The 25,310-nt window shown below is 65.5% G+C and carries 22 protein-coding genes, 1 tRNA gene and 1 pseudogene; 12 read left to right on the top strand and 12 right to left on the bottom strand.

The window, feature by feature from the left end; genetic code table 11:
* The first annotated feature begins 335 nt into the window (after nucleotides 1-335).
* Nucleotides 336-1,163, top strand: coding sequence for a hypothetical protein (locus AB8808_RS02830; RefSeq protein WP_285405222.1), 828 nt, complete (start codon nucleotides 336-338; stop codon nucleotides 1,161-1,163).
* Between the two features lie 7 nt (nucleotides 1,164-1,170).
* Here AB8808_RS02830 and AB8808_RS02825 read toward each other — a convergent pair whose 3' ends face one another.
* The 3 genes from AB8808_RS02825 to AB8808_RS02815 all read right to left on the bottom strand — a co-directional run bounded on the left by AB8808_RS02825 (nucleotide 1,171) and on the right by AB8808_RS02815 (nucleotide 5,041).
* Nucleotides 1,171-1,380 carry a plasmid partitioning protein RepB C-terminal domain-containing protein gene (locus tag AB8808_RS02825; protein WP_506193242.1) on the bottom strand — a complete coding sequence of 70 codons (210 nt, stop codon included), beginning with the start codon at nucleotides 1,378-1,380 and terminating at the stop codon, nucleotides 1,171-1,173.
* A gap of 730 nt (nucleotides 1,381-2,110) precedes the next feature.
* Entirely contained in the window at nucleotides 2,111-2,830 is a 720-nt protein-coding gene (locus tag AB8808_RS02820; protein ID WP_369926558.1) for a DUF6624 domain-containing protein, read from the bottom strand.
* 1,102 nt (nucleotides 2,831-3,932) lie between these two features.
* Nucleotides 3,933-5,041 (bottom strand): IS3 family transposase gene (locus AB8808_RS02815; protein ID WP_369926556.1). Its coding sequence is split into 2 segments (ribosomal slippage): nucleotides 3,933-4,780 and nucleotides 4,780-5,041, totalling 1,110 coding nucleotides; the frame shifts between segments, so codons are not numbered across the junction.
* A gap of 338 nt (nucleotides 5,042-5,379) precedes the next feature.
* Between AB8808_RS02815 and AB8808_RS02810 the strand changes: the two genes are divergently transcribed.
* A complete protein-coding gene (locus tag AB8808_RS02810) occupies nucleotides 5,380-5,679 on the top strand; it encodes a hypothetical protein (RefSeq protein ID WP_369926554.1) in 300 nt (99 codons plus the stop codon).
* 453 nt (nucleotides 5,680-6,132) lie between these two features.
* Here AB8808_RS02810 and AB8808_RS02805 read toward each other — a convergent pair whose 3' ends face one another.
* Both AB8808_RS02805 and AB8808_RS02800 read right to left on the bottom strand, forming a co-directional pair.
* Complete coding sequence (locus AB8808_RS02805; protein ID WP_369926552.1) at nucleotides 6,133-6,534, bottom strand: hypothetical protein; 402 nt, start codon at nucleotides 6,532-6,534, stop codon at nucleotides 6,133-6,135.
* A gap of 159 nt (nucleotides 6,535-6,693) precedes the next feature.
* A tRNA-Gly gene (locus AB8808_RS02800) sits at nucleotides 6,694-6,767 on the bottom strand.
* A gap of 134 nt (nucleotides 6,768-6,901) precedes the next feature.
* Between AB8808_RS02800 and AB8808_RS02795 the strand changes: the two genes are divergently transcribed.
* The 4 genes from AB8808_RS02795 (at nucleotide 6,902) to AB8808_RS02780 (ending at nucleotide 12,184) form a co-directional block, all read left to right on the top strand.
* Entirely contained in the window at nucleotides 6,902-7,609 is a 708-nt protein-coding gene (locus tag AB8808_RS02795) for a hypothetical protein (RefSeq protein ID WP_369926550.1), read from the top strand.
* Between the two features lie 15 nt (nucleotides 7,610-7,624).
* Nucleotides 7,625-8,353, top strand: a complete 729-nt coding sequence (trmB, locus tag AB8808_RS02790) for a tRNA (guanosine(46)-N7)-methyltransferase TrmB (RefSeq protein WP_369926548.1) — start codon at nucleotides 7,625-7,627, stop codon at nucleotides 8,351-8,353.
* 95 nt (nucleotides 8,354-8,448) lie between these two features.
* On the top strand, nucleotides 8,449-10,182 hold the full coding sequence (gene poxB, locus AB8808_RS02785) for a ubiquinone-dependent pyruvate dehydrogenase (protein WP_369926546.1): 1,734 nt from the start codon (nucleotides 8,449-8,451) through the stop codon (nucleotides 10,180-10,182).
* A 184-nt stretch (nucleotides 10,183-10,366) separates the two neighbouring features.
* Nucleotides 10,367-12,184 carry an SLC13 family permease gene (locus tag AB8808_RS02780; RefSeq protein WP_285405299.1) on the top strand — a complete coding sequence of 606 codons (1,818 nt, stop codon included), beginning with the start codon at nucleotides 10,367-10,369 and terminating at the stop codon, nucleotides 12,182-12,184.
* Here AB8808_RS02780 and AB8808_RS02775 read toward each other — a convergent pair.
* On the bottom strand, nucleotides 12,171-12,536 hold the full coding sequence (locus tag AB8808_RS02775) for a Rieske (2Fe-2S) protein (RefSeq protein WP_369926544.1): 366 nt from the start codon (nucleotides 12,534-12,536) through the stop codon (nucleotides 12,171-12,173). The two genes, AB8808_RS02780 and AB8808_RS02775, sit on opposite strands and share 14 nt — an antisense overlap.
* An 80-nt stretch (nucleotides 12,537-12,616) precedes the next feature.
* On the opposite strand from AB8808_RS02775, the gene AB8808_RS02770 reads away from it, so the two are divergent.
* From AB8808_RS02770 to AB8808_RS02755, 4 genes are all read left to right on the top strand, one after another.
* Complete coding sequence (locus tag AB8808_RS02770) at nucleotides 12,617-12,904, top strand: hypothetical protein (protein WP_369926543.1); 288 nt, start codon at nucleotides 12,617-12,619, stop codon at nucleotides 12,902-12,904.
* A 76-nt stretch (nucleotides 12,905-12,980) separates the two neighbouring features.
* Nucleotides 12,981-13,859 (top strand): methylated-DNA--[protein]-cysteine S-methyltransferase, encoded by an 879-nt coding sequence (locus tag AB8808_RS02765; protein WP_369926541.1) that lies wholly within the window; start codon nucleotides 12,981-12,983, stop codon nucleotides 13,857-13,859.
* Between the two features lie 94 nt (nucleotides 13,860-13,953).
* The gene (gene yedA / locus AB8808_RS02760) at nucleotides 13,954-14,865 is read left to right on the top strand and encodes a drug/metabolite exporter YedA (RefSeq protein ID WP_369926539.1); all 912 of its coding nucleotides are present in this window, start codon (nucleotides 13,954-13,956) and stop codon (nucleotides 14,863-14,865) included.
* A 124-nt stretch (nucleotides 14,866-14,989) separates the two neighbouring features.
* The gene (locus AB8808_RS02755; protein WP_369926537.1) at nucleotides 14,990-15,241 is read left to right on the top strand and encodes a hypothetical protein; all 252 of its coding nucleotides are present in this window, start codon (nucleotides 14,990-14,992) and stop codon (nucleotides 15,239-15,241) included.
* Between the two features lie 2 nt (nucleotides 15,242-15,243).
* On the opposite strand, the gene AB8808_RS02750 is transcribed toward AB8808_RS02755, so the two are convergent.
* From AB8808_RS02750 to AB8808_RS02735, 4 genes and pseudogenes are all read right to left on the bottom strand, one after another.
* Nucleotides 15,244-16,566: an ABC transporter permease gene (locus AB8808_RS02750; RefSeq protein ID WP_369926536.1), complete on the bottom strand. Its 1,323-nt coding sequence runs from the start codon at nucleotides 16,564-16,566 to the stop codon at nucleotides 15,244-15,246.
* 9 nt (nucleotides 16,567-16,575) lie between these two features.
* Nucleotides 16,576-17,742, bottom strand: coding sequence for an ABC transporter permease (locus tag AB8808_RS02745; RefSeq protein ID WP_369926534.1), 1,167 nt, complete (start codon nucleotides 17,740-17,742; stop codon nucleotides 16,576-16,578).
* 14 nt (nucleotides 17,743-17,756) lie between these two features.
* Nucleotides 17,757-18,443 carry an ABC transporter ATP-binding protein gene (locus AB8808_RS02740; RefSeq protein WP_369926532.1) on the bottom strand — a complete coding sequence of 229 codons (687 nt, stop codon included), beginning with the start codon at nucleotides 18,441-18,443 and terminating at the stop codon, nucleotides 17,757-17,759.
* 22 nt (nucleotides 18,444-18,465) lie between these two features.
* Nucleotides 18,466-19,527: pseudogene (locus AB8808_RS02735) on the bottom strand (efflux RND transporter periplasmic adaptor subunit); the annotation flags it as partial.
* 118 nt (nucleotides 19,528-19,645) lie between these two features.
* On the opposite strand from AB8808_RS02735, the gene AB8808_RS02730 reads away from it, so the two are divergent.
* Both AB8808_RS02730 and mscL read left to right on the top strand, forming a co-directional pair.
* Nucleotides 19,646-20,332 carry a fumarylacetoacetate hydrolase family protein gene (locus AB8808_RS02730; protein WP_369926530.1) on the top strand — a complete coding sequence of 229 codons (687 nt, stop codon included), beginning with the start codon at nucleotides 19,646-19,648 and terminating at the stop codon, nucleotides 20,330-20,332.
* A 70-nt stretch (nucleotides 20,333-20,402) separates the two neighbouring features.
* On the top strand, nucleotides 20,403-20,813 hold the full coding sequence (gene mscL / locus AB8808_RS02725) for a large-conductance mechanosensitive channel protein MscL (RefSeq protein ID WP_369926528.1): 411 nt from the start codon (nucleotides 20,403-20,405) through the stop codon (nucleotides 20,811-20,813).
* Nucleotides 20,814-21,004: 191 nt separating this feature from the next.
* Here mscL and AB8808_RS02720 read toward each other — a convergent pair whose 3' ends face one another.
* Together AB8808_RS02720 and AB8808_RS02715 are read right to left on the bottom strand one after the other, a co-directional pair.
* Nucleotides 21,005-23,950, bottom strand: a complete 2,946-nt coding sequence (locus AB8808_RS02720) for an outer membrane beta-barrel protein (protein ID WP_506193266.1) — start codon at nucleotides 23,948-23,950, stop codon at nucleotides 21,005-21,007.
* A gap of 232 nt (nucleotides 23,951-24,182) precedes the next feature.
* On the bottom strand, nucleotides 24,183-25,178 hold the full coding sequence (locus AB8808_RS02715) for a helix-turn-helix domain-containing protein (protein ID WP_369926525.1): 996 nt from the start codon (nucleotides 25,176-25,178) through the stop codon (nucleotides 24,183-24,185).
* Between the last annotated feature and the right edge of the window lie 132 nt (nucleotides 25,179-25,310).

Below are 25,310 nucleotides of genomic sequence, written 5' to 3'. Positions count from 1 at the left end.
ACAGTACCTCGGAAAGGTCGGTTTGAGGTGGCCTTCGCGCTCCAAAAAATCCTTTGCTAGCACGCAGTTGCAGCGGCCTAACGGAAGGATTGGAGCGGGTGAAGGGAACACCCTGGCTCATCATTTAACCCGCTGAGCTGCCTCAATAACCAGGCCAGACAAGGGGTTGGGCGGTGCGATACCCAGAACGGGACTATGTCGGAAGGATACCAGCAAGTCCGGCGGACGATTTCGGCTGGCAACAACCTATACGCGTAATCGGCCGCAAACGCGGTTGTTGCCTCCAGAAATCTCCCAGAGAGCCGACCCCATGGACACCCACATGGAAGGCGCATATGGACCACGCTCGCTGCACACTCGACGACAAGCCTTACACCGCGTTCGACTTCTCCAAATTGGCTCCGGTAACCCTGGAGAATTATCGGCGCAACCTCGTTTGCGCAGAGTGCGAAGGGCCAGCCTTTTTCCGCAAACAATCTGCGGATGGACGGGCGCCCTGCTTTGGAGGCCGTCCCCATAAGCCCGGATGCAGCCTGGCAAGCCAGGAAGGCGGTGGCTGGGGCGTTGATGGCGGGGATGGCGAAGACGAGCGCTTGAATCCAGGCGACCGCATCGTGGTCGACCTTCGCCTGGACGTCGGGAGCGCAGGGGCGCCCGGAGGCAACCCGTCCGACCGACAGCATGGTCAGGGCCGCTTCTTCGGCGGCGCAAATGGAGAGCAGCGTTCTCGAACGTACAAGCGGCTTCGGGCGATGCTGAGGGCCCTCGTTGAGGGCCACGGACTAGCCACCTCGAATCAAATCATTGAGCTCACGGGTGTCATCGAAATGCCCGCGAGGGAATTCTTTGTGCCCTTCGGTGAGGTTGCCAGCCTTCCCGCAGGCCAGTACAGAGGCTTCTGGGGATCTCTGTCAGACGCGCGGCACGGGAAGGACGGCGCAATTTATCTCAACACCGGAGGACTGACCGAGCCAAGCATTCGCGTACCGGAAGCCGACAAACAAGTCCTTCTGGAAATGGTGAAAGCCGGGAACCTCGAAGAACTTTCAGGTGCGTATGTTTTGGTGCTGGGAAAGGTCGGGACTGCTAGGGATAACGGAAAACGTTTCATCACTCATAAAAGCGCTTTGTATCTGGCGATGCTCGTACAAAAGCAGCGCTGACACTTGCCTATCCCGCCCCCACATCCGCAGTTTCGGAAGTCCTCTGGAACTCCTTGAGATACTCCGGCCGGTGGCGGGCAAGCCAGCGAACGACCGACGCGTTGCCCAGCCACTTGCCCAGATGTCCCTTGACGATGGTCAGGTGCAGCACGTCTGGGCCATAGGAATCTTCCACGGCTGAGGTCTGCATCTGGAGTGCGGCAAGCTCGCGCTCCATCCGCCCGATGGATTCGACCGTCCCTGGTCTTGCCGCCACCTTGGACTCATAGGGGACACACACCTCTATGACTTTTTACCTTGTGCCCCACCCGATTTGCTCGGCGCGTTGCCGCGTCCGCCACCTGAGGGCTTTCCCGGATTCTTGCTCGGTGCATTCGGAACGGGTGACTTTGCCATATCGTTGCTCCTGTGGTGTCAGGCCGGCCGAATGGGCATCTCGAAAATCGCTGGCCACACTCCTGACGTATGCGTGGATGTACCTCTCCCTCCGTCGAGCGGAGGTCAAAACCGTGGCGCAATTTCAGGTCATCCGGGAAGTGGCTGGCATCACGGGATGGGTATCGTCAGAAATCGACTCACCGGGCCGAATGGCTCCGCCCTGCTTTTCCGATAGGGTGTAGGCAGGTACCGACAGACGGCAAGACCCTCGGGTGGCAAACATGGAGTTCCCGGTGGCGCGCGCCATCGCCCACCGGCTCGCGGCCCTCGCAGCCGACGCGGGGCATGCCGACGTAGTCACCGCTGCACTGCGCGTCACCGAGGTGCTCGGTCCTCCGGGTTCTTCTCCCAAAAAGGGATGTGGTCAGGCAGTCGAAGCGTTGTCTCTCGCCATCGATTAGGCCCAAAACGCACTCAAAAGCGGTCGTCCGCGCATCCACTGAAGGTCGGCGGCGGGCAAACGGGCACCGGTTGGCTGGGGTCGACCCGCCTGCGGCAGGCAGGTCCAGTTAGTGAGGCCCTTGCAGCACGCCCATCATGCACATGTAATCCGACATCGGCATGAGATGGACCGCCGCTCGCCGCTTGTCCACCTCACCGAGGTCATCAACAGGCTTTCTCGGCGCGAGGTGACCGTTCTCGTATCCGAGCTGTGAGCCATAGGGCTGCGCCTTGCCGAGGCGAAGGGCGACACGGTCAGCCAGCATGGCAGCATTGTCCGGGGCAAACCCCGTGCTCCCCTGCTTTGCATTCTCAGCCAGGACGCGCTCTTGCAAGGCAGGGTCCATGTCTGCGTGCTGCACAAGAACAAACAGCGCCGCCTGCCCGTCTTCCCCGATGGCGTCGCGCGTCGGCAACCCGTGTGCCGTAATGGCCCGCAGGCGTTCGAGGTGGCGCTTGTCCACGTCCATCACCGCCTGGACGACAGCCTGGGACGGATGTTCACCCGCTTGCTGGAGAGGTGTGCGAACGCGGACATCGTCCGCTTCCATCTTCAGGAGCTCGTCGTGCAGCGCGGTGTCGCGGGGCTTGGAATTGGCGCTTGCCTGACGCAGGGAGGCAACCTGGGCCTCCCGCGTCTTCAGCCACTGTGCTGCCGAGGGGCAAGGCTTGGCAAGCATCTCTTCGAGTGAGACATCCTGGCCGTCTTCGGCATGCACGGCGGGCAAGGAAAATGCGGTGCCCAGCACAAGGCCTGCAAGGACGACATGAGCGAGCAGTTTGGTCATGCGACGGTTTTCCCTTCGGCGGCTGAATACATATGTTGCCGACCTTGCCCCGCTGCGTCTGTCAGGGAACACCTACATTCGTTCGCTGGAGCAGATTCACCGCCCATGGGCCAACCTCGTCCCATTCCCACGGTTCCCACCGGCTGGTGTCCGACCATGGCGCCAGCAGCGCCACACATCGACGGTGGCCCTTGCTTCGTCCACGGGCGGCCCTGAGAAGGGGTTCGGACCGGTGCTCAAGGGGATTGCTCACAGGCAGCAGCAGCTCTACGCATCGCCAGTGCCCCCGATGCGCCGCATGGAGCAACGCAGCTGAGCGCTGGCCGGCGGGGTCGACATCGGGGTGGCCAATGAGCAGGGCGACGGTGACGTGGTCACCATCCCACGCAGCATCCTGCAAAAGCCTTTGGAGCTGCATATCCATAAAAGTGGGCCTCCTTGCCCGTCGGTCATCCCTTTTCGAAATCAAAGCCGGCGAGCCGTCCGCGCTTCCCGCAAGCCCGCTTTCCGCATCTTGCGGTCGAACATCCGTCGGCGCTCCGATTGCACCAAGGATTTCACTGCGGCGATGTAGCGGGTCGCGCTCTGTCGGTCGAAGTCAGCCACCCTCACCGCCCGCCTCGCCCAGCCGTGGCCCGCCGAGCGTTGGCTGCACCGGCGGATGACCGCAGGAGTTGGGTTATCCGACCAAGGCCAGCCTGGCGTGCTCAGGCGGTCCCTGCGGTCGAGGGAGACGGTGGCAGCACTCCAGGGCCAGCACTGTGTATCGACTTCGTCGAACTGCGCGTGACGCGCCACAGCCCGGTAGTCCAACCAGGTGTTGAAGGGTTCGACATGGTCGGGCTCGTTTCGGAGATAGAAGCGAACCAGACGCAGGGCCTGGGCATGCTGGAGATGGAGGGAGAGCTGGTGGGCCTTCCATGCCGCCCAGAGCTCGGCGGTCGAGGCGAACAGCTTTCGCTCTCCTATCCAGTAGGGCTTTCCGTTCTCCGCGTGGCTCAGGGTCCACGCAGTGTGGGAGACCCCGTCGGGGGTAAAGCTGGCGGCGGATTGGAGGGTCAGGCGGATTTTTGAGAAGTAGCGTGTGTCGCCCCCCCATTAGTTAGTGCCAACCATAACCCAAGGTCGCCGGATCATTTTGCTGCCTGAATTCTGCGGGCGTCAGCCCGCCTAAGCTGTCGTGCGGTATCTCGCGGTTGTAGTCGGCTAGCCAAAGCTCTGCCTGCTCGCGTACTTCGGTCAGGTTCCGAAACACGTGCATGTCGAGGACACCACGCCGGAAGCTGCCGTTGAAGCGCTCGATGAAGCCGTTCTGCATCGGCCTTCCCGGCTCGATGAAGTCGAGCTTGATGCCTTTGCGTTCTGCCCATTCCGCCAGCGCAAGAGCGACGAATTCCGGACCGTTGTCCAGGCGAAGCTTCGACGGATAGCCGCGCCACGCGGCGACACGTTCGAGCGTTCGGATCACTCGCGATGCAGGAAGATTAAGGTCGATTTCCACAGCGAGTGCCTCGCGGCTGAAGTCGTCGATGACGTTGAACGTTCGGAAGCGGCGGCCGTCCCACAGCGCGTCGGACATGAAGTCGATGGACCAGCTTCCGTTGATCGCCTCGCCGGCCACCAGTGGTAGCGGGTGACGCGTCGGGACACGCTTCTTGCCGCGTCGGCGGCGATTCAACTGCATCTGGCAATACACGCGCCACACCCTCTTGTGGTTCCACGGCAGACCGCGCCGGCGGATGATCTGAAATAGCTTGTCGAAGCCGCGCTCGGGGAATCGCTCAGCCAGCTCCGCTAATAGCCCGATGACGGGCTCGTCGCGATCAGGGCGAGCCTCGTAGCGCAGCGTAGATCGCGAGAAGCCTAGTGCCTCACAGGCCCGGCGCTCGCTCCATCCGTGCTGCTCGACCAGCCAGGTGATGAGCGGGCGCTTATGCGCCGGGTCTACAGCTTTTTTGCGATGAGATCCTTAAGCCCGTGGTTCTCCATCGCCAGATCCGCATACATGCGCTTGAGCTTGTTGTGCTCCGCTTCCAGGTCACGCAGGCGATGAACGTCCGACGCCTCCATGCCACCGTACTTCGATTTCCAGGTGTAGTAGGTCGCCTCGGAAATGCCGAGCTCCCGGCACATGTCCTTGACCTGCCTGCCGCCTTCGACCTGCTTCAGCGTCGCAACGATCTGGCTCTCGGTGAATTTGCTCTTGCGCATCGTGGGTCTCCTTGGGGATATTTTGCCCGGAGACCTCGGTTTATGTCTGGAGTAAGTTTACGGGGAGTCGACACCATCAGTTTTTCCGGCTCATCCTATACTCTGGCCGACAACACTCCTGGGAATACGGACGGGTCTGTATTCAATGGCGGATTCAGCTATCAGGGGTTAGGGGTAGCCTTTGGCGCGGGAGCTGGCATCAGCAAGATAAGGATAGGTAGCGCGTTGTCTTCAGGTTATTCTCCGGGCTCGCAGGGTGGCTTTTCGGAAGGAGCATCGTCTGACATTGGTCGCTCTTGGGTCACCACCAACAAGACCAATTCGTGCGGCTGCCACTAATGTCGACACCTATCTTTATTTCAATATGGGCTCTAGGGGCCATCGCCACGCTAGTGGTTTCGGTCAACATCATTCGCTTGATTACGAGGTTGAAAGAGAGGTATCCAGCGCTCTACGAGCGTGTGGGAAAGCCTTCTCTCATCACCCAAGGCACCGCATTTCTCTGGCGGCTGAAACATCACCGATCCGAACTGGCTCCCAGGGATTCGAGCTTTCTTTCACGCATTCTTGTGCAGGTTTACGTGGCATATGGCTTGCTGGTTGCGATGGCGATCAGCGTTGCAATGACCACTTTCTGAGGTGCCCTAGGGCTCTGAGGATCAGCAACCAACGCACCCGTTGAGAGGGGGCTCACGGGCGGCTTTCTGGCAGCAGGCATGGCAACGTAGTCAACCTCTAACCTCGTCACCGGCGCTGTATCGGGCCCCACGCTCAGATTCGCCAACTCGCTTTGCACCAAGTGCCCATCGCTGCTCGTCTGCGCATAGCAACGTGAACGACGGCTCGCGGCAGGCAGGATGAGGTGGAGATTGGGCTATGGTGGATTTGATAGTGCGGAAGGAACCCAACCCAGCGAACTCTTGCCGTTTTGTCGCATGCCGGGGCCAGCGGGCGACGGCATCGAAGAAGGCCATGCAGTGGTCGGCTGTCAATTCACGCACCACCTTGTTCCCCACGATGCCGCGAAACAGTGACAGCGTGTGGCGGCTTTCCATCAGCGTCTTCTTGTCGCCCACCGCGCTCAAGGTCGGCTAGGTGCACCTCCATCTGATGCGCAAAAAAGTCGTCGCGATGGTGCCCTCGCGCTCGAGACTGGCCGTCCCGCGGGCCGTCTGCGCCGGACTGGATGGCGTCGATGCCGCCATCAGGTCACGGAACTGCCGCTCGTCCTCGGGCGTGTCGATGCGCACATTGGTCAGATGCGTGCCGCTGGGAAGCCGAACCATCACCGATGGTGAGTTGGACAGCGTTCTCCGCGTTTTTAAGCAGCTGTCAATGTCAACCACGACCCCTCCCTGTCGCATCCTCCTGAATGCGTTGGAGAGTGCCATATCCAGCAGAGCCGCGGCCAGCCGGGCTGATTCTCCGGGCACTTGCCGGAGTGGGCGCGCCAGAAAGCGCGAGCCCACGCGGTCGCGCAGGTCCGTCGGCATGCGGAAGCGCACATAGAGGCCAGCGGGTCGGTGGAACAGAAGTGGCTTTGGCACGGAAAACAATACCTAAAACGATACCTCGGGAGGGCGTTTCAGGTTCGCTGCGTCGGCCGAAAAAGACGTTGCAGATAAAGCACTTAGCTTCGAAAAAACCGAAGCTGGAGCGGGTGAAGGGAATCGAACCCTCGTCAGTAGCTTGGGAAGCTACAGCTCTACCATTGAGCTACACCCGCATCGGCCACCGATGGTAATACGAGACCCCTCACCCGCGAAAGGTGGCGTCCACCTGAACGCACCCAGGCGGCCTCCCCCGGCGCCCCGGGGACCGGCGCATAATCGTGCCGGGGAATCTGACGAGGGTCGGCTCATGCATCGCGCACTAACGCTTTCCGCTTTCTCGGCGCTCGCGCTGTGTGCCGCCGGCGCTACTTTCGCGCAGTCGCGCACGGTGTCCACCGCCGACATGCCCAAGCCAGGGGTCAGCTACATTTCCGGCCCCGCCGTCCCGGTGCGGCGGGAAACCGTGAGCACCGGCTCCCTCCCCCAGCCGCCACACCTCTATGTCGGCGACCAGCCCACGTTGATAGACGACGGCTACGACCGCGACCGTGACGCGCCGTACAACGACGGCTACGGGGGCTACTACGGCGGTAATTACGGCGGTAGCTACGGAAACGGCTACGGCCACGACGACCGTTACGATCGCGATCGCGACCGGAACCACGGCCGGCCCGACCACGGCGACCACGGCAACGGCAGCCGTCCGCCGACCACCTCCAATACGGTGATGCTCCCCGCGCGCGGCAGCGGATCATCCAACGCCACCGGCGCGGGCGTGACCCTCGCGCCGGACCGCTCCCGTCAGGACGACCGCCGCGACCGGGACGATCGCGGCAACGGCTGGAACCGCGGCAACCCGGGCTGGCGCAACGGCCACGACGACCTACCGCCCGTCCAACCGGGCATCGGCACGACCAACAGCCGCGCGCCGCAACCCGGCACGGGCATGGGCAGCGGGAACCAGCCCGGCACGGGCATCCCCATGCGCGGCGGTGGGTGGAACAACGGGCGCTGACGTTACACTAGGCGCATGCAGACCACCCCCGACGACGACAGCCGCGACGACGCCGCCGGCGACGCCCCCTTTTACCGCCGTATCCGTAGCTTCGTGCTGCGCGAAGGCCGGATGACGCCTGCGCAACAGCGCGCGTTCGACGACCACTGGGCCCGCTTCGGCCTCGACTACCACGGCAGCGTGCGCGATCCCGACGACGTCTTCGGGCGCGATGCGCCGCGCGTGCTGGAAATCGGCTTCGGCAACGGCGAGGCGCTGGCCTGGGCCAGCGAGCATGACCCCGCGCGCGACTACATCGGCGTGGAAGTGCACGGGCCGGGTGTCGGCCGCCTGATGAACGTGCTGGCCGCGCGCGACGCGACCAACGTGCGCTTGTATAAGCACGACGCCGTCGAGGTGCTGGAGCACGAGATCCCGCCGGGCAGCCTGTCGGAAGTGCGGATCTGGTTTCCCGATCCCTGGCACAAGAAGCGCCACAACAAGCGTCGCCTGGTCCAGCCGGCCTTCGTGCAGCTGCTGGCCTCGCGCATGGCACCCGGCGGCCTGCTGCACCTGGCCACCGACTGGGAGGCTTACGCCGAGCACATGCGCGAGACGATGGAAGCCGCCGAAGGCTGGCGCAACCGCGTCGGCCCGGGCCAATCCGCCGAGCGGCCCGCCTGGCGTATCGAGACCCACTTCGAGCGGCGCGGCACGCGCCTGGGCCATGGCGTGTGGGATTACCTCTACGAGTGGCACGGCTGATCGCATGAAACCACGAGAAGCGGCGGCGCGCCCGACGACGGTGCGTTGACCGTCGGAGGCGCTTAATGCGGGGCTTCGCGTTCACGGAGTGCCCCATGTCCATCGCCAACCTTGCCGACCTCATCGCGGCCACCCTGGAAGAAGCCGGCGTACGCCGGATCTACGGCGTCGTAGGCGACAGCCTCAACGCGATCACCGATTCGCTGCGCGAGCGCCAGCGCATCGACTGGGTCCATGTCCGCAACGAAGAAGCCGGCGCGTTCGCTGCCGGTGGCGAAGCGCAGCTCACCGGTGAACTGGCCGTCTGCGCCGGCAGCTGCGGCCCGGGCAACCTGCACCTGATCAACGGGCTGTTCGACTGCCATCGCTCGCGTACGCCGGTGCTGGCCATCGCCGCGCATATTCCCAGTGCCGAGATCGGCAGCGGCTACTTCCAGGAAACCCATCCCACCGAGCTGTTCCGCGAGTGCAGCGTGTACTGCGAGATGGTCTCCGACGAATCGCAGATGCCGCGCGTGCTGGAGTCCGCCATCCGCGCCGCCGTCGGCCAGCGTGGCGTGGCCGTGGTGGTGATCCCGGGCGACGTGGCCATGCGCAAGTCGCCGGTGAAGACCGTGACCCCGGTGGCCGGCCTGCTGCCGCCGTCGCCGAAGGTTGTACCGGCGGCACGCGAGCTGGATGCCCTGGCCGACCTGCTCAACGCGGGCAAGCGCATCACGCTGCTCTGCGGCCGTGGCACGGCAGGCGCGCACGACGACCTGATCGCCCTGGCCGATGCGCTGAAGTCGCCCATCGTGCACGCGCTGGGCGGCAAGGAGTTCGTGGAGTACGACAACCCCTTCGACGTGGGCATGACCGGCCTGATCGGTTTCAGCTCCGGCTTCCACGCGATGGAGGACTGCGACACCCTGCTGATGCTGGGCACGGATTTTCCGTACCGCCAGTTCTATCCGGAAGACGCGACGATCGCGCAGGTGGACATCCGCCCCGAAAACCTCGGACGACGCTGTCGCCTGGACCTGGGCGTGGTGGGCGACGTGGGTGAAACCATCCGCGCCCTGCTACCGCGGATCGAGCCCCGACGCGTGCGCGGCCACCTCGACCGCTGCCTGGCGCATTACGCACGGGCCCGCGAAAGCCTGGACGAGCTGGCCCGGATCGAGCCGGGCCACGACCTCATCCACCCGCAGCAGGTGACCCGCCTGGTCAGCGAGCTGGCCGAGGACGATGCCATCTTTACCTGCGATGTCGGCACGCCGACGGTGTGGGCCGCGCGCTACCTGGCGATGAACGGCAAGCGTCGCCTGCTCGGCTCGTGGGTGCACGGCTCGATGGCCAACGCCATGCCACAGGCGATCGGCGCCCAGGCGTCGCATCCCGGGCGGCAGGTGATCTCGCTCTCCGGCGACGGTGGTTTCACCATGTTGATGGGCGACTTCATCACGCTGGCCCAGGAAGGCCTGCCGGTGAAGGTCATCGTGCTCAACAACGGCACGCTGGGCTTCGTCGAGATGGAGATGAAGGCTGCGGGCCTGCTGGAAACCGGCGTGGAGCTGAAGAACCCCGACTTCGCCGCCATGGCCAACGCCATGGGCATCCATGGCCGCCGCGTCGCCCGAGCCAGTGACCTGCCCTCGGCCATCGCCGAGGTGCTGTCGCATGACGGCCCCGCGCTGCTGGACGTGGTCAGCAACCGGCTGGAACTGTCCATGCCGCCGAAGATCACCGCCGAGCAGGCCAAGGGCTTCAGCCTCTACGCGCTGAAGGCGGTGATGAGCGGCCGTGGCGATTCCATCGTGGACCTGGCGGTGAGCAACCTCAGCCGCTGACGATGCACGATGACCCGCGGGCCGCCCCGGCGGCTCGCGGGTCATCGTTTTTCTTCAGCCGGGAGCCACCCCCGACGCGTATACTCTTGCGGCATCGATAGCCGCCTGGCAACACCATGCCACCGCACGCCTCCAACGACCGGACCCGGACCCCCGGCTCGTGGCACTGACCCTAACGCCTGAAATGATCCTCGTGCTGGGCCTGGTGGGCTTCACCATGCTCATGCTCGTTCTGGAGTGGATCCGGGCCGACCTCGTCGCCCTGCTGGTCGTCGTCACCATCGGCCTCACTGGCCTGATTCCCGGCGATCAGGTGTTCAACGGCTTTGCCGGTAACGCGGTTATCGCCATCATCGCCATCATGATCATGGGCGCCGGCCTGGACCGCGCCGGGGTGCTCAACCTGACGGCCGCCTTCGTGATGCGCATGGCGCGTGGCGTGGAATCGCGCCTGGGCGTGGTGGTCAACTCGGTCACCAGCCTGTTCAGCGCGGTGATCCCCAGTCAGGCGCTGGCCGCGCTGATGATCCCCGTGACCAGCCGGCTGTCGGCCCGCACCGGCGTGCCGATGTCGCGCCTGCTGCTGCCCATGGCCTTCTGCATCCTGACGGCCACCAACACCACGCTGATCGCCAACTCGCCGCTGATCGTGTTGAACGACCTGATCGCCAGCGCCAACAGCAACCTGCCGCCCGGGGCGCACACCATCCCCCGCTTCGGCCTGTTCAGTGTCAGCCCGGTGGGCCTCGTGCTGGCCGTGGTGGGGGTGCTGTTCTTCTACTTCTTCACCCGCAAGCTGCTGCCCGAGCGTGAGGACGAGCGCCTCAAGGTCACCCCCGGCCGCACCGAAAGCTACTTCGCCGATACCTATGGCATCGCGGGCGAAACGGCGGAGCTCACCGTCACGGCGGAAAGCCCGCTGGTGGGCATGAGCATCGGCGAGGTGGAGCAACTGCACGGCGCACCGCTGATTCTGGCCATCAAGAACGGCAACGAGAGCCGCGTGGCGCCGCCGTCCGACCAGATGATCTGGGTGGGCACCGTGCTGGGCGTGCTGGCGCCGAAAGATGCCATCCAGGCTTTCGCCAACAACCAGCTGTGCCGCGTATCCATGCGCATGCGCCAGCTAGGCGAGCAGTTCAACACCACGCGCGCCGGTATTTCCGAGGCGGTGGTGCCGCCCAGCTCGCGCTTCATCAAGCAGACCGTGGGCGAACTGCGCCTGCGCAAGCGCTTCGGCATTTCCGTGCTGGCGGTCAACCGCGGAGACGAGGTGTTCCGCGAGGATGTACGCGCGGTCAGCCTGCGCGCCGGCGATACCCTGGTGCTGCACAGCAAATGGCGCGATCTGCTGCTGGCCGAGGAAGACCGCGACTTCGTGGTGGTCACCGACATTCCCAAGGAAGAACAGCGCCCGGGCAAGATCTGGCAGGCGGTGGGCTTCTTCGTGTTGGCCAAGTGCCTGGCGCTGTTCACCCACCTCGACCTGTCGGTGGCCATGATGACCGGCGCCGTGGGCATGCTGCTCACCGGCGTGCTCAACATGGACGAGGCCTACAAGGCCATCAACTGGAAGACCATCTTCGTCACCGCCTGCCTGATTCCGCTGGGCTGGTCGATGGACTCCACGGGCACGGCGTCGTGGCTGGCGCAGGAAGTGCTGGCGATCCTCGGCGGCGCGCCGCAATGGACCTTGCAGCTGTGCATCGCCGTGCTCACCCTGATGTTCTCGCAGGTGATGTCCAACGTCGGCGCCACGGTGATGATGGTACCGCTGGCGATCAGCGTGGCGGTCAGCACCGGCGGCAACCCATCGGCCTACGCGTTGATTGTCGCGGTGTCGTCGTCCAATACCTTCCTGCTGCCTTCGGGCCACCCTGCCCTGATGATGATCGCGGGCCCTGGGGGCTATCGCGCGAAGGATTTCCTGCGGGTGGGGCTGCCGCTGACGGTGCTGGTACTGGTAATCACCCTGGTGGTGATCAACCTCATGTACCGCTGAGAGGTTTCTCAGCCGTGAGGCGCACCGCACCCTCGACCACCGTGACGGGCACCACGCGCAGACGGTCGCCGCGGCAGGGGCCCTGGGTGCAGTCGCCACTGTCGGCCGCGAAGGTGGCGCCGTGCGCCGCGCAAATGATCGTGCCGTTGCGGACCAGGAACCGCCCGGGCGCGTAATCCAGCCGGCGGCCCGCATGGGGGCACACGTTGAGGTAGGCGTGCGCCTCGTCCCCGTGGCGGTATACCAGCAACGACTCCACCTCGCCCTGCACGAGGGCTTCGGCTTCGACGGCGCCGCCATCGGGAATGTCGGCCAGCAGGCAGAGGGGTACGGCGTAGAGGTCGGGAGTCATGGCACTTGTCTATGAGGGTGGGTTGCCCCAAGGTAACGCGGCAACCACGCATGTCATTGTGCCATACGGATTTTTAACCAATGCGCTTCGTCTTCCCGCCCCTTCGTCGTTCCCGCAACCCACTGGCCCGCGTCCTGTCCGTCGTGGCCGGCCTGGCCGTGCTCGGGGTGCTGCTGGTGTTCGGCGTGGTCGTCATCGGCGTGATGCTTGCCGGTGGCCTGGTCTTCCTGGCCGTCCGCCAGTGGAAGCTGGCCCGTGGCGGCGGGCACCCCGTGCCGCAACCCTCGGCTGCGCGTGCACCGCACGAGCCGAAGGTGCTGGAAGGCGAATTCGTGGTCATCCGCGAGCGCCAGCCGGTCCATCATTAAGGCCGCCCGCGCAAGAAGCGGATAGTGGCGGGCACAGGCCCGCGTCTACGCTGGCTCCTCCCACCCGGAGGCCACGATGAAAACCCAGGTTCCCGCCATGCGCCCTACCGCCGACGATGCCCTGGAGCGGGTCCGCGCCGCGCTCGATGACGGTGGCGGCGCCAGCGATCTCGCCACGCTGGCCACCCTCGCGGGGCTCAGCCCGACCCACCTGCAACGCGCCTTTCGCCGTCGCTTCGGTGTCAGCCCCGCCGAGTACGCCCGCGCGCGTCGCTTCGACCAGCTGCGTGGCGCGCTCCGCGAGGGGGCCAGCGTCACCGATGCCGTCTACGAGGCCGGGTTCGGTTCCGGCAGCCGCGTGTACGAAGAGAGCGACCGGCGCCTGGGCATGACCCCGGCCAGTTACCGCGCCGGTGGCGCCGGGGCGACCATTCGCTACACCACCACGGATACGCCCCTGGGTCGCTTGCTGGTCGCCACCACGGCGCGCGGCGTCTGCGCCGTGACGCTGGGTGACGACGACGACGCCCTGCATGCACGGCTGGTGGCGGAGTTCCCCCTTGCCGAGCACGAGCGCGTGGATGCCGGCCGCGACGACTGGCTGGACGCCGTCATCGCCCGGGTCAGCCGCGACCTGGGCTGGATGCATGGCGACATGCCCACCATGCCACCGCTGGATGTCGCCGCCACGGCTTTCCAGTGGCGGGTCTGGGAGGCCCTGACGCGCATACCGCAGGGCGAGACGCTGAGCTACGGCGAGCTTGCCGCACAGCTGGGCGTGCCCAAGGCGGCCCGTGCCATCGGGCGTGCCTGCGGCAGCAACAAGCTGGCGTTGCTGGTGCCCTGCCACCGGATCATCCGCGAAGACGGCAGCCTGGGCGGCTGGCGCTGGGGCCTGGAGATCAAGCGACAGCTGCTGGCCATCGAGCGTGCCGTGAGCGCCGCTCAAGCCTGACCTGCAAACGTTTCGCTACCGCGCCATGCGCGACGGCGATATCTTCCCCGCTCCGCGCCGCACGATGCGGCGTGTGCCTGCCCCCGGGTTCCCCATGTCCGACGCCACGTGCCACGCAAACCCTACCGCCCTCCCCCTGGCCAGCCCGCGCTGGCTGGTGCCGCTGTCGTTGCTGTCGATGTACCTGATCTGGGGCTCCACCTACCTGGGCATCCACTACGCGCTGGTCAGCTACCCGCCGTTCCTGCTGGCGTCGATCCGCTTCGCCGTCGCCGGCGTGCTGATGTTCGCGGTGCTGCGCCTGCGCGGGGTGGCTTTGCCCACCGCATGCCAATGGCGCAACGCGGCCATCGTCGGCACGCTGCTGCTCGCCGGCGGCAACGGCCTGGTGTGCTTTGCCGAGCAGTCGGTCGGCTCCGGCATCGCCGCCGTCGCGGTGGCCAGCATGCCGCTGTTCGCGGCGGCGTTCGGTGGCCTGTATCGCGAATGGCCCACGCGCGGCGAGTTGGTGGGCTTGCTGCTCGGCTTCGTCGGCGTCGTGGTGCTCAACCTGGGCGACGGGCTTTCCGCCTCACCGCTGGGCGCCATCGCCCTGATCGGCGCGGCCATGGCCTGGGCCTTCGGCTCGGTATGGTCCAAACGCCAGGACATGCCCTCGGGCCCGATGAACACCGCGGCGCAGATGCTCTGTGCCAGCGTGTCGCTGGCGCTCCTCGCGCTGCTGCACGGCGAGCGCCTGCCTGCCCATCCTCAGGTCGGCGCAACGCTCGCCCTGGCGTACCTCATCGTGTTCGGGTCCATCGTCGCCTTCAGCGCCTACCTCTATGTGCTGAAAACGGTGCGCCCCGCGCTGGCCACCAGCTACGCCTACGTGAATCCCCCCGTGGCGGTGCTGTTCGGCGTAGCCCTGGCCGGCGAGCACGTCGGCCCGTTCGACCTTGCCGGCATGGCCATCATCCTCGTGGGCGTGGGCATCATCACGCTGATGCGAACACGCAAGGCCTGAGTTTCGCCCCGGCGAATGTGACACGGTTCTCGACCTGCGCCCGCGCCCGCGTTTTTGAGAATTATTCGATGGGCGGTGCGCGACCGCCCGCCTAGGCTGCCCGTTTCACCTACGGGAGAACGGCATGACAGGCAGCCTGGCAACGCGTAATCGGCAAGCGCACCGACGACGCCTGTGCGTCGCGCGCGGCCTTACGGTCATGGGTATCGGCGTGGCGGCCATCGCGTCGTGCCAGCGTTTCCGGCCCGATACCGACACCATGTATGCCGACCTGGACGCCCGGCTGTCCGACATCGACGCCTGCGACGCGCGGGACGGACGATGGAACCTCGAACGCGATGCCTGCGAGCCCGGCAAGGGCCCGCGGGCTGACTGAGTTCACAGTTCGCGGAGCGCCGTGGTCACCGGCACGCGCGCCGCGCGCAGTGCGGGAAACAGGCCACCGATGAAGCCGATGGCCAATGCCCACTTGATGCCCGTCCACAGCAACGCGCCGCCCACGTGGAAACGAAACACCACCTGGCTGAAATTCGAACCCAGCGTGGAGGCGGTATATCCGTTGAAGACCAGCCACACAACGCCTGCGCCGACCATGCCACCCACCAGCGCCAGCAACATCGTCTCCAGCATCACCGACACCACGACCGGCAGCCCGCGGAAACCGATCGCCCGCAGCGTCGCGATCTCCCGCGCACGCGCCTGCACGGCGGCGAACATGGTGTTGAGCGCACCGAAAATGGCACCGATCGCCATGATCAACCCCACCGTGATGCCGACGGCACGCAGTACCTTGGTCAGGCCCTCGGACTGCTTGCTGAAATAGGCCTGCGTGGTACTGACGTCCACCTTCAGTCGCGGGTCGGCCGCCAGCGCCGCCTTGAAGGCCGGGAACGCCTGCGGCGAGTCCAGCATCACCGTGACCGACTGCACGCTGCTGCCGCGGCGGTACGCCGAAGCGACGCTCTGGGCGTCGCCCCACAGCTCGGACTCCAGCGCGTCGCCGGACGTGAACTCGCCGACCACCGTCCACGTCTGCCCGGCCAGGCGAATGCTCTTGCCGATGTCCAGCCCGGCGAATTGCGCGCGCGCACCCTTGCCCACGATCAGTTCGCGCAGGCCCGGCTGGAACGTGCGTCCCGCCACGATCTTCACCTGGTCGCGCAACGCCCACACATCCGCGCCGACGCCGCGAATCGGCACATTGGCATCGGTGTCGGGCGTGGCCTTGCGGGGAAGATTGGCGACGACCACCAGCTCGCCGGACGCGATCGGCCGACCCTTCGCATCCTTCTTCACGCCCGGCGCCTGCATCACCACGTTGGCGCTGTCGCGATCGAGGATGGAGTTGAGTTCGGCTTGCGAACCGCCGCGCAACACGATGGCGGTGCGGTCGTTACCCGTGGCCCGCAGCGTTTCGGCAAAGCCGTCGCTCATCGCCAGCATGGCCACCAGCACACCGACCACGCCCGCGATACCGACCACGACGACGGACGACGAGCCCAGGCGCTGCACCACGGTGGCCAGGCCCACGCGGGTCACCTGCCAGGTCTGCCGGCCACGCCGGCTGAGCGCCATCCACACAGTGAAGGCGAGGCCCAGTGCCACGATGCCCTGCCAGGGCAACGCGATCCATACGCCCAGGAAGGCGGCGGCCAACGCCAGTGTCAACAGGCCGAAGCCGATTTTCTTGATGCGATTCATGACGGTTCCTCAGCGCCCTGCGAGCGCGTCGACGATGTTGAGGCGCATGGCGCGGCGGGCGGGCAAGGCGCCGACCAGCGCGCCGATCGCCACCATTAGCGCCAGCCCCGTGAGCCAGGTCTGCAAGCCGATGGGCGGAAGATTGAGCATGCCGCCGCTGCCCTTGGCGACGATGGGCACCACGATGCCCGCCAGGGCCAGGCCAAGCACGCCGCCAAGCACCAGCAGCAGGATGCCCTCGGTCAGCACCATGCCGAGCACGCTGCGGCTGGAAAAACCGATGGTCTTGAGCACGGCCAGTTCGCTGGTGCGCTCGCGCACGGCCTGCGCCATGGTGTTGCCGGTCAGCAGGATCAGGGTGAAGAACACCGCGCCCATGATGGCCGAGACGATCAGGCCGATATCGCCCAGCTGCTTGGCGAACGATGCATTGAACGCCTGCTCGGTCTGCGTCTTGGTCTCGTGGTCGGAGTTGGCGGACAACGCGTCGATGGCCCTGGCCACGCTGTCGGCCTTGTCCGCCGAGGTCAGCTGCACGGCGTACCAGCCCACGGTCGTGCCGATGCTCTGGAACGCGTTGGCATCCTCGAAATACTTGTGGTGGAAGAAGAACTGCTGGTCGGTACCGTTGGCCGCGCCAGGGGCAGGCTTGTAGATGCCCACGATGTCGAAAGGCCAGGTCTTGTCGCCATTGCGCTGCGGAAAGATGGTCGACTGCAACGGCACCTTGTCGCCCACCTTCCAGCCGAATCGCTTCGCCAGCGCCTCACCCACGATGGCGCCGGTGCGCGTGGCCTCGAACACCTTGCGCTGGTCCGCCGGCAGGTCGATCTCGTGGTAGATATCCAGGTAGTTGTCGCTGACCGCGAAGCTGAGCACGAAGTTTTTCGGGTCCTGGTAGATGCCACCGAACCAGTTGGCCGTGCCCACGGCTTTCACGCCCGGGATCGCCTGGATGCGCGTGGTGAGGCTTACCGGCAACGACTGGATGATGGAATAGCGCGACGCGGTGATCAGGCGATCCACGCCGATCACGCCATCGCCGGAGGAAAACGCGGCGCGCGTGGCATCCAGCATGCCGAACAGCAGGAAGGCCGCGAGGATCGACGCCAGCGTGAAGAAGGTACGCGTCTTGCGCCGGAACAGCGCCGCCCAGATCAGGTGCATGTATTTCATGCGGAACTCCTTGCTCAGGCCGCGGCATGTTCGACGAGGCTGCCCTTGTCGAGATGCAGCGTATGGTTGGCGTACTCGGCGGCCTTGGGATCGTGGGTCACCATCACGATGGTCTTGCCGTGCTCGCGGTTGAGCTCGCGCAGCAACCCCAGGATGTCCTCGGCCGATTGCCGGTCCAGGTCGCCGGTCGGTTCGTCGCACACCAGCAAGGTAGGATCGGAGACGATCGCGCGGGCGATGGCCACGCGCTGCTGCTGGCCGCCGGAGAGCTCCGACGGCTTGTGCGACGCGCGATCGTCGAGTCCCACCAGTTGCAGGGCGATCGACGCGTTCGTGCGTCGCTGCGCGGCCGACAGCTTCGTCAGCAACAGCGGCAGCTCGACGTTGCGTTGCGCGGTGAGCATGGGCATGAGGTTGTAGAACTGGAAGACGAAGCCGACGTGCGCCGCGCGCCAGCGGGCCAGTGCACCCGCACCCAGCCGGTCGATCCGCTCACCGGCCACGGCAAGGCTGCCGGCGGTCGGTGTATCCAGCCCGCCGATCAGGTTCAGCAACGTGGTCTTGCCCGAACCGGACGGCCCCATCAGGGCAAGGAAATCCCCTTCCTCGATCTTCAGGTTCACGCCGTGCAGCACCTCGACCTTCTGCCGGCCGCGTTCGTAGACCTTGGAAAGGTCCTGGATGTCGATCAGGGTAGTCATGGCTTGGATCTCCGGACGGTCAGGGCGAGGAAACGGTGGTGGGAGCAGTGACGGCGGCGACGGGTGTGGCACGGCGTTCGAGGAAGGAGACGCGCACACCCATGTCCGGCACGATGCGGGCGTCTTTCGTCTCCAGCGCGACGCGTACCTTCACCGTCGCCTTGCCGCGATCGGCCGCGGGCACGATGGCGATCACATGGGCGCCGATCTTCCAGTCCGGATAGGCATCCAGCACGGCCTCGGCCGGCATGTCCGCCCGCACGCGGCCGATATAGGCCTCGTTGACGTCCACGTCGATCTCCAGCGAATCCATGTCGACGATGGTGCCGACGCCGGTGCGCGTGAAGCCGCCACCCGCCGACAGCGGCGAGACGATCTCGCCGACCTGCGCCGCCTTGTCGGTGATCACACCATCGAACGGCGCGCGCACCACCGTGTAGTCGAGATTGACCTGGCCCACGCCCACCTGGGCGTCGGCCGCGTCGGCCTGGCGGCGTGAGGTGTCGAGCTGGGCGCGGTATGTGGCGGCCTGGGTGCGGCTTTGCTCGGCCTGCTGTTTCGATACCAGCCCGCGAGCGACCAGTGCCTCCTGGCGATCCGCGTCGCGCAGCGACTGGTCGAGCTGCGCCTGGCTCTGCGCCACGCCGGCACGCGCCGCGGCGGCATTGGCACGGCTGGCCTTCAGGCTGGCGCGCAGCGCGTTGTCCTCCAGCCGGGCCAGCACCTGACCCTTCGTCACCCGGTCGCCTTCCTCGATCAGAACCTCGGTCAGCGTGCCGGTGATCTGTGCCGACACCGTCGCCTGGCGGCGTGCGGTGACATAACCGGTGGCCTGCAATACGGTGCCGGCGTCCGCCACGGAGGTTGGGGCTACGGCCGCGGTCGGCGCGGGTGGTGGCGCCGCCTGGATCGCGACAGGCCGTCGGACGACGAGCCAGGCCACGGCGGCGAGGACGAGCAGCAGCGACACGATACCTAGCAGCCACCACACGATACGCGCCGGCTTGCCGTTTTCGCCCCCCGGCGATTCCTTCTGCGACCTGTCGATCTTGAGCTGGCGCAGCAGCTCGGCGTTCGCTTTCATGTTCCCTGGCCCCTGGCAATGCGGATCGACAACACGATCATCCGGCCCGGACGGGACCCGCACTACCGCCGCCCATCAACCATCCGCCGTGACATCTGTCACCTGATACCCTTTGCCCATGCATACCGTCATCCCAGCGCCGGCCTCGCCGAGCATCCCCGTCACGGGGCGCACCGAACGTTTCCCGGTCCGCCGCGTTTTCTGCATCGGCCGCAACTACGCCGACCACGCGCGCGAGATGGGCGCCTCGGTCGATGCCGCCAACCCGATGTTCTTCACCAAGCCCGCGGACGCCCTCGTCACCGATGGCGCCGACGTGCCCTACCCCTCGGCCACGAACGACCTGCACCACGAAGTGGAAATGGTCGTGGCGCTGGGCTCGGGCGGCTCGAACCTTACGACCGAACAGGCCGCCGCCACGGTGTGGGGCTATGGCGTGGGCCTGGACCTGACCCGCCGCGACCTGCAGGCGCAGGCCAAGGCCAAGGGCGCACCGTGGGACGTGGCCAAGGCGTTCGATCACTCCGCGCCCGTCTCCGCCCTGGTGCCCGCCGACCAGGCCTCGCCCGACGCCACCACCCGTATCGCGCTGGAGATCAACGGCGAGCTGCGCCAGCAGGCGGTGCTGGGCGACATGGTGCTGGGCGTGGCGGAAATCCTCGCCGCGCTGTCGAAGCTGTTCGAACTCAAGGCAGGCGACATCGTCTACACCGGCACCCCGGCCGGCGTGGCCGCGCTCGTGCGCGGCGATCGTTTCCGGGCCACGCTCGAAGGCATCGCCACGCTGGAAGGCCGCGTGGTCTGACTTCGCGAACTCCTTACATCCCGCCCGTTAGTTTCCTACGTTCGACGTCCCGACCCCAAGGAGAACACCCATGAGCATCGTCGCGGAATTCAAGAAATTCGCCCTGCGCGGCAACGTGATCGACCTGGCGGTCGGTGTCGTGATCGGCGCGGCCTTCAGCAAGATCGTCACGTCGCTGGTCGACAACATCATCATGCCGCCCATCGGCTGGCTGATCGGCGGCATCGATTTTTCCGACTGGAAATGGGTGCTCAAGCCCGCCGACGCCGCGAACAAGACCGCCGAAGTGGCCATCCAGTACGGCGTGTTCATCAACGTGCTGATCCAGTTCATCATCATCGCGTTCGCCATCTTCCTCGTGGTCAAGGCCATCAACCGCCTCACCCGCCGCGAAGAAGCCAAACCCGCCGCCCCCGCCGCCGACGTGGTGCTGCTCACCGAGATCCGCGACCTGCTCAAACAGCAGCCCCCGCGCCCCTAACCCGCCACCGAGCCTATGCGCGCGCGGTAGGAGCGGACGATGTCCGCGATCCAAGCCCAACGCCACGCACAAAAAAAAGAGGCCGCTAGGTGGGAGCCCGGCGGCCTTATCTGGGGAGATCGTTGCGCCGCAGTAGATGAGTCGGGGGACTCGCGGCGCTTATTGTTGGTATGACCTAGCCAAACGCCCGATCAGAAGTCGTAGTTGATCCCGAAGCGGACATAACGCGGCGTGCTGAAGTAATTGATGCGGTCGTAGTTGGTGTTGAGCGCCTTGCTGTTGCCGTAGAGGGCATACGTGGACGTCGCCACGGACTCGTTCAACAGGTTGTAGACCATCACGTTGAAGCCAAGTTTCTTGTCGGCCCAGACCGGACGGTATTCGGCGGACAAGGACACGATGTGCTGCCAAGGCTGGCGGCCCGCGGCACCGGGGGCGGAAGCCACGCCACCGCAGTAGTGGTAGTAGCTGCCGTAGCCCACCGGGTTGCTCTCGTCCGCACCGTAGTAACCCAGGCACGTCTTCGGCGTACCCGAGAGCAGCGCGATGTTGCCTGACAGCATCCACTCCGGCGCCACCTGCCACGAACCGTAGATCTTCAGCTGGTGCTTGCGGTCATTGGACAGCAGGCCGTTGGAGTTCTCCATCACCTTGCCGAAGTCCCAGTCCACCGTGGCCGACACGTCGGACTGGCCGATGTCGGACCGGACCTGGCCTTCGCTGTCGCCGTAGCTCTTCGAATACACGTAGTCGATCTTGGCCTGCCAGGTGCCATCGAACGGATGCTCGAGGAAGGTCTCCAGCCCGTAGTAGCTGCGCTTGGCATGCGGCATGCCGAAGTCTTCCTTCGTCACGTCGATGCTGTAGTAGCCGCCGGCAGGATTGACGATGCGGTAGGTGTTGGCACGGCCGGGATTGGAGAGGTAGCAACCGTTGAGCGTGGTCGGATCGATGTCGTAACCCAGCGCCGCCCCCTTCGCCGCAATGGTGCCCGTATCGCAGATATCGTCGAGGATGTTGCGCAGCTTGCGCACCTGGCCCTTCATGCCCCAGACGTAGTCGGCGTTGATCTGCTGGGTGAAGCCCAGCAGGTATTCGTCCTGGTACTCGGAACGGATGTTGCTGGAAGCGACCGTCTTCGCATCCGGCGCCTGGCCGTACTCGTTGTTGGCCGATACCGCGCCGCCGGTGGATGACGCGAGCGGGGTGAGCCCGGTCGGATTGCCGTTGGCATCGATACCCGTGTACGTGTAGTACTGGTTGGTGTAGAGCGAACCCGCCGCCGCGCGCAGCGCCACCGAGGCCGGCATGGCGAGGTAATAGCGGCCGGCATTGGCGTACACTTTCAGCGACGAGTCGCCATGCACGTCCCAGCTGAAACCGACACGCGGCGCCCATTGCGGCTTGGTCATGCGCAGGTAGGCGTCGCCGTTCGGGTTGTAGTTGGTGAACTGGTCGTTACGCAGGCCGATCTTCACCAGCCAGCGATCGTCCACCTGCCAGCTGTCCTCGATGTACTGCGCACGCTGCTTCACCCGCACGGACGCCGAGGTGCTATAGAGGTATTTGGATACGTAGTAGCCCGTTTCGCCGCCCGCACCCGTGTTGGGCGCCGCGACGAACGGTGTGCCGCTGATCGGCGTGGCCGGATCGCCGAACCCGTAGATCCATGCACTGCCCGTCTGGCCATCGTCGATATCGTGCGAGTTGAGGTTGTCGATACCGGCGGTGACAGTGTGGTCGCCGAGCTTCCAGGACAAATCGAGGCGCAGGTTGTTGCTGGTGGCGCGGTGGTTCGGATTGTCCGCGGTCAGCACCGTCTGCGAGTTGACGATCGAGTTGCCGCCGGTGATGGCGGGATTCTCGAACTCGGAGCCGTTGATGTACGTCAACGACGGATCGTAGCCCGGTGTCTGGCTGAAATACGTCATCTTCTGCTTGCCGTACAACGCGGTCAGCGTGATGTCGTCAGTGATATAGCTGGTGTACTTGGCGATGGACACCTGCGCGCTGTTCTTGGTCGAGGTGTCGAAGCTGTTGAGGTCACCGGTCTGTTTGGTGTCGTAGTCGTAGTTGTACAGGTTGCCCTTGTACGATGTTTTCGTCGACGCGCCGGTCAGCTCGAGGATGTTGTTGTCGTTGATGTTCCAGTCGACCTTGGCGTACCACTTCGGATTGCTGTACTGGTACTGCGTGTTGTACGACGAGGTCACCGCGCCCACGCTGTCGCCGGACCGCTTGTCGCCTTCCACCGCGGCGAAGAAGAACAGTTTGTCCTTGATCAGCGGGCCGCCGACATACGCGCTCTCGGTGGTTTCCCACGATTTATCCTGCGAATAACGACGGTAGATCTCGCCGTCATTGGCGCCGGCCACGTAGTAGCTGTTAGGGCTGGTGCCGCGGGCGAACGCCGGGGTCCACTGCACCTGCGCACCGAAGTGCCATTCGTCGGTACCGCGCTTGCCACTCTGGCTGATCACGCCGCCATCGGAACGTCCGTAAGCGGCGCCGTAACCGCCGCTGAGAATTTCCTGCTGGTCGATGGCGCCGTAAGGCAGGCTGATGCCGCCGAAACCGCTGAGCGGATCGGTGGTGTTGAAGCCGTTGAGGTAATACGCGTTCTCGGTCACCGAAGAACCGGAGAACGAGACCAGCGACGAACCGGTCGTGCCGCTGGTAAAGCCGCTGTAACCGGGCACCACGCCGGGTGCCAGTAGTGCGATGGCCTCGGCGCTGCGTGCCAGCGGCAACTGGGCCAGCTGCTGCGAGGTGATGACGGTGCGCGCGTCCACGCTGGACACGTCGATGGCCGGCAGCGAATTGGCCGAGACGGTGACCGCGCCCAGGCTGGTGGTGGCACCGCTGGCGGCAGCGAACGACACCTCGGTACCCGAGCCTACCCGCAGCGTGATGTCGCTGCGGGTGTCCAACACCTTGCCGCCCTGCACGAGGGAGACGGTATAGGTGCCCAGCGGCAGCGAGCCCACGGTGTAACGGCCGTCACTACCCACGGTCACCTCGCGGGTCACGCCGGAGCTGCTCCTGGCCTGGACGGTTTCCCCTTCGGCCGCCGGCGCCTGGCCGAAGATGCTGCCGGTGGTCGACTGGGCCAGGGCGACGGTGCTGCCCAGGGCCATCGCCAGCGCCAGGCTGACCCGGCTGAGCCGGATGGATGTCGGATTCTTCACTGTGGAACTCTCCCCGAAATTTAGGATGTGCGACGCCACGGGGCGCGCGCCCGGCAAGGCGCTCTCCCCCACTGCCCATGGCGTGTGGTTCGATGCGGAACGTTCAGTGGCCGCATGGCCACGACATCAATCTAGTGTTAAGAACATGCACCCATTCGGCGGAAACTGCCGCGTCATTCGGTCATTCGTTGGATGTTTGGACGTCCGAACCATCGAGCATGGGTATCGGGCCGAGCATGGCGGCCTGGCGAAACCGCCGCGGCGACGTACCCACGTGATCACGAAAACAACGGCTGAAGTTGGTCATGTCGCCGAAGCCCCAGGCATGCGCGATGTGCGCGATGCTCCGATGGCGAAGTCGGGGATCGGCCAGCTCGCGCTGGCAGCGGGCCAGGCGTTCCAGGCGTACCCAGCGCATGAGCGTCAGGCTCTCGTCGGAAAATAATTCGAACAAATGGCTGGACGACAGGCCCACGCCCTTCGCGATCATGTCGATACACAGCTCGGGATCGGCCAGGTGCTCGCGCGCGTACTGGCGTACCTGGCGCTTGTGGTAGTGACGCAGGCGCGGCAACGCATCGCCTTCCGCACCCACCGATTCCAGCGCCGCCGCAAGAAGGTGCGGAACGGCATCGGCCAGCCGATCGGCCACCGCTTCGGTCAGGCCCGCGGGATGCGCGAACATTTCCTGGAACAACACGCGAAGGAAGCCTACGGAAGCGAGGTGTCCCGGCAAACCGATGGCAGCCGCGTCGGCCAGCCGGGGAATGACGTCACGCAGCGCCGCCAGCGGCAGGTGGATCGCCTGCACCGTGCATCGGCCCACGTCCAGGCGGAACGGTCGCGACAGGTCGATGAGGCAGAAGTCGCCCGCGGCGAGGTCGCCATGACGGCCGTGCTGCTCGATACGTGCGCGGCCATCCAGTTGCAGGCTGAGCAACACGGCCTGCCGGTGCTCCGGGGGCAGCGCGTTCTCGGTCAGCACGTGCGGGGTGTGGCGGAAGACGCCCAGGCGCAGGCGTTCACCGGCATACCCGTCGATCAGGGCGCTGGTCTCGAAGCGGCTGGGCGCGCGCTCGACCAGCGCCTGCCAGAAGCGACGGGCCAGGAGGCGATTATTTGCGATACCCTCGTCGACGGGTGGCGACGTGGCAAGAACAGACGATAGGGACGGCAAGGCGGCGATTCCGATAAGCGAGTGGGCACGGCGGCGCGAACGGCGGCATGGTCTTCCCTGGATGGCGTTGTGCGGTGGCTTACGCTAAGCGGTTGGCGTCACGGAAGAATGTCGCTGTGTGTCCGTTGTGTG

Origin of the sequence: Xanthomonas sp. NCPPB 2632, from assembly GCF_041228075.2 — a bacterium.
Classification (GTDB): Bacteria; Pseudomonadota; Gammaproteobacteria; order Xanthomonadales; family Rhodanobacteraceae; genus Luteibacter.
The sequence above is the reverse complement of the archived record's forward strand: the minus strand, read 5'-3'. Positions and strand labels throughout refer to the sequence as shown.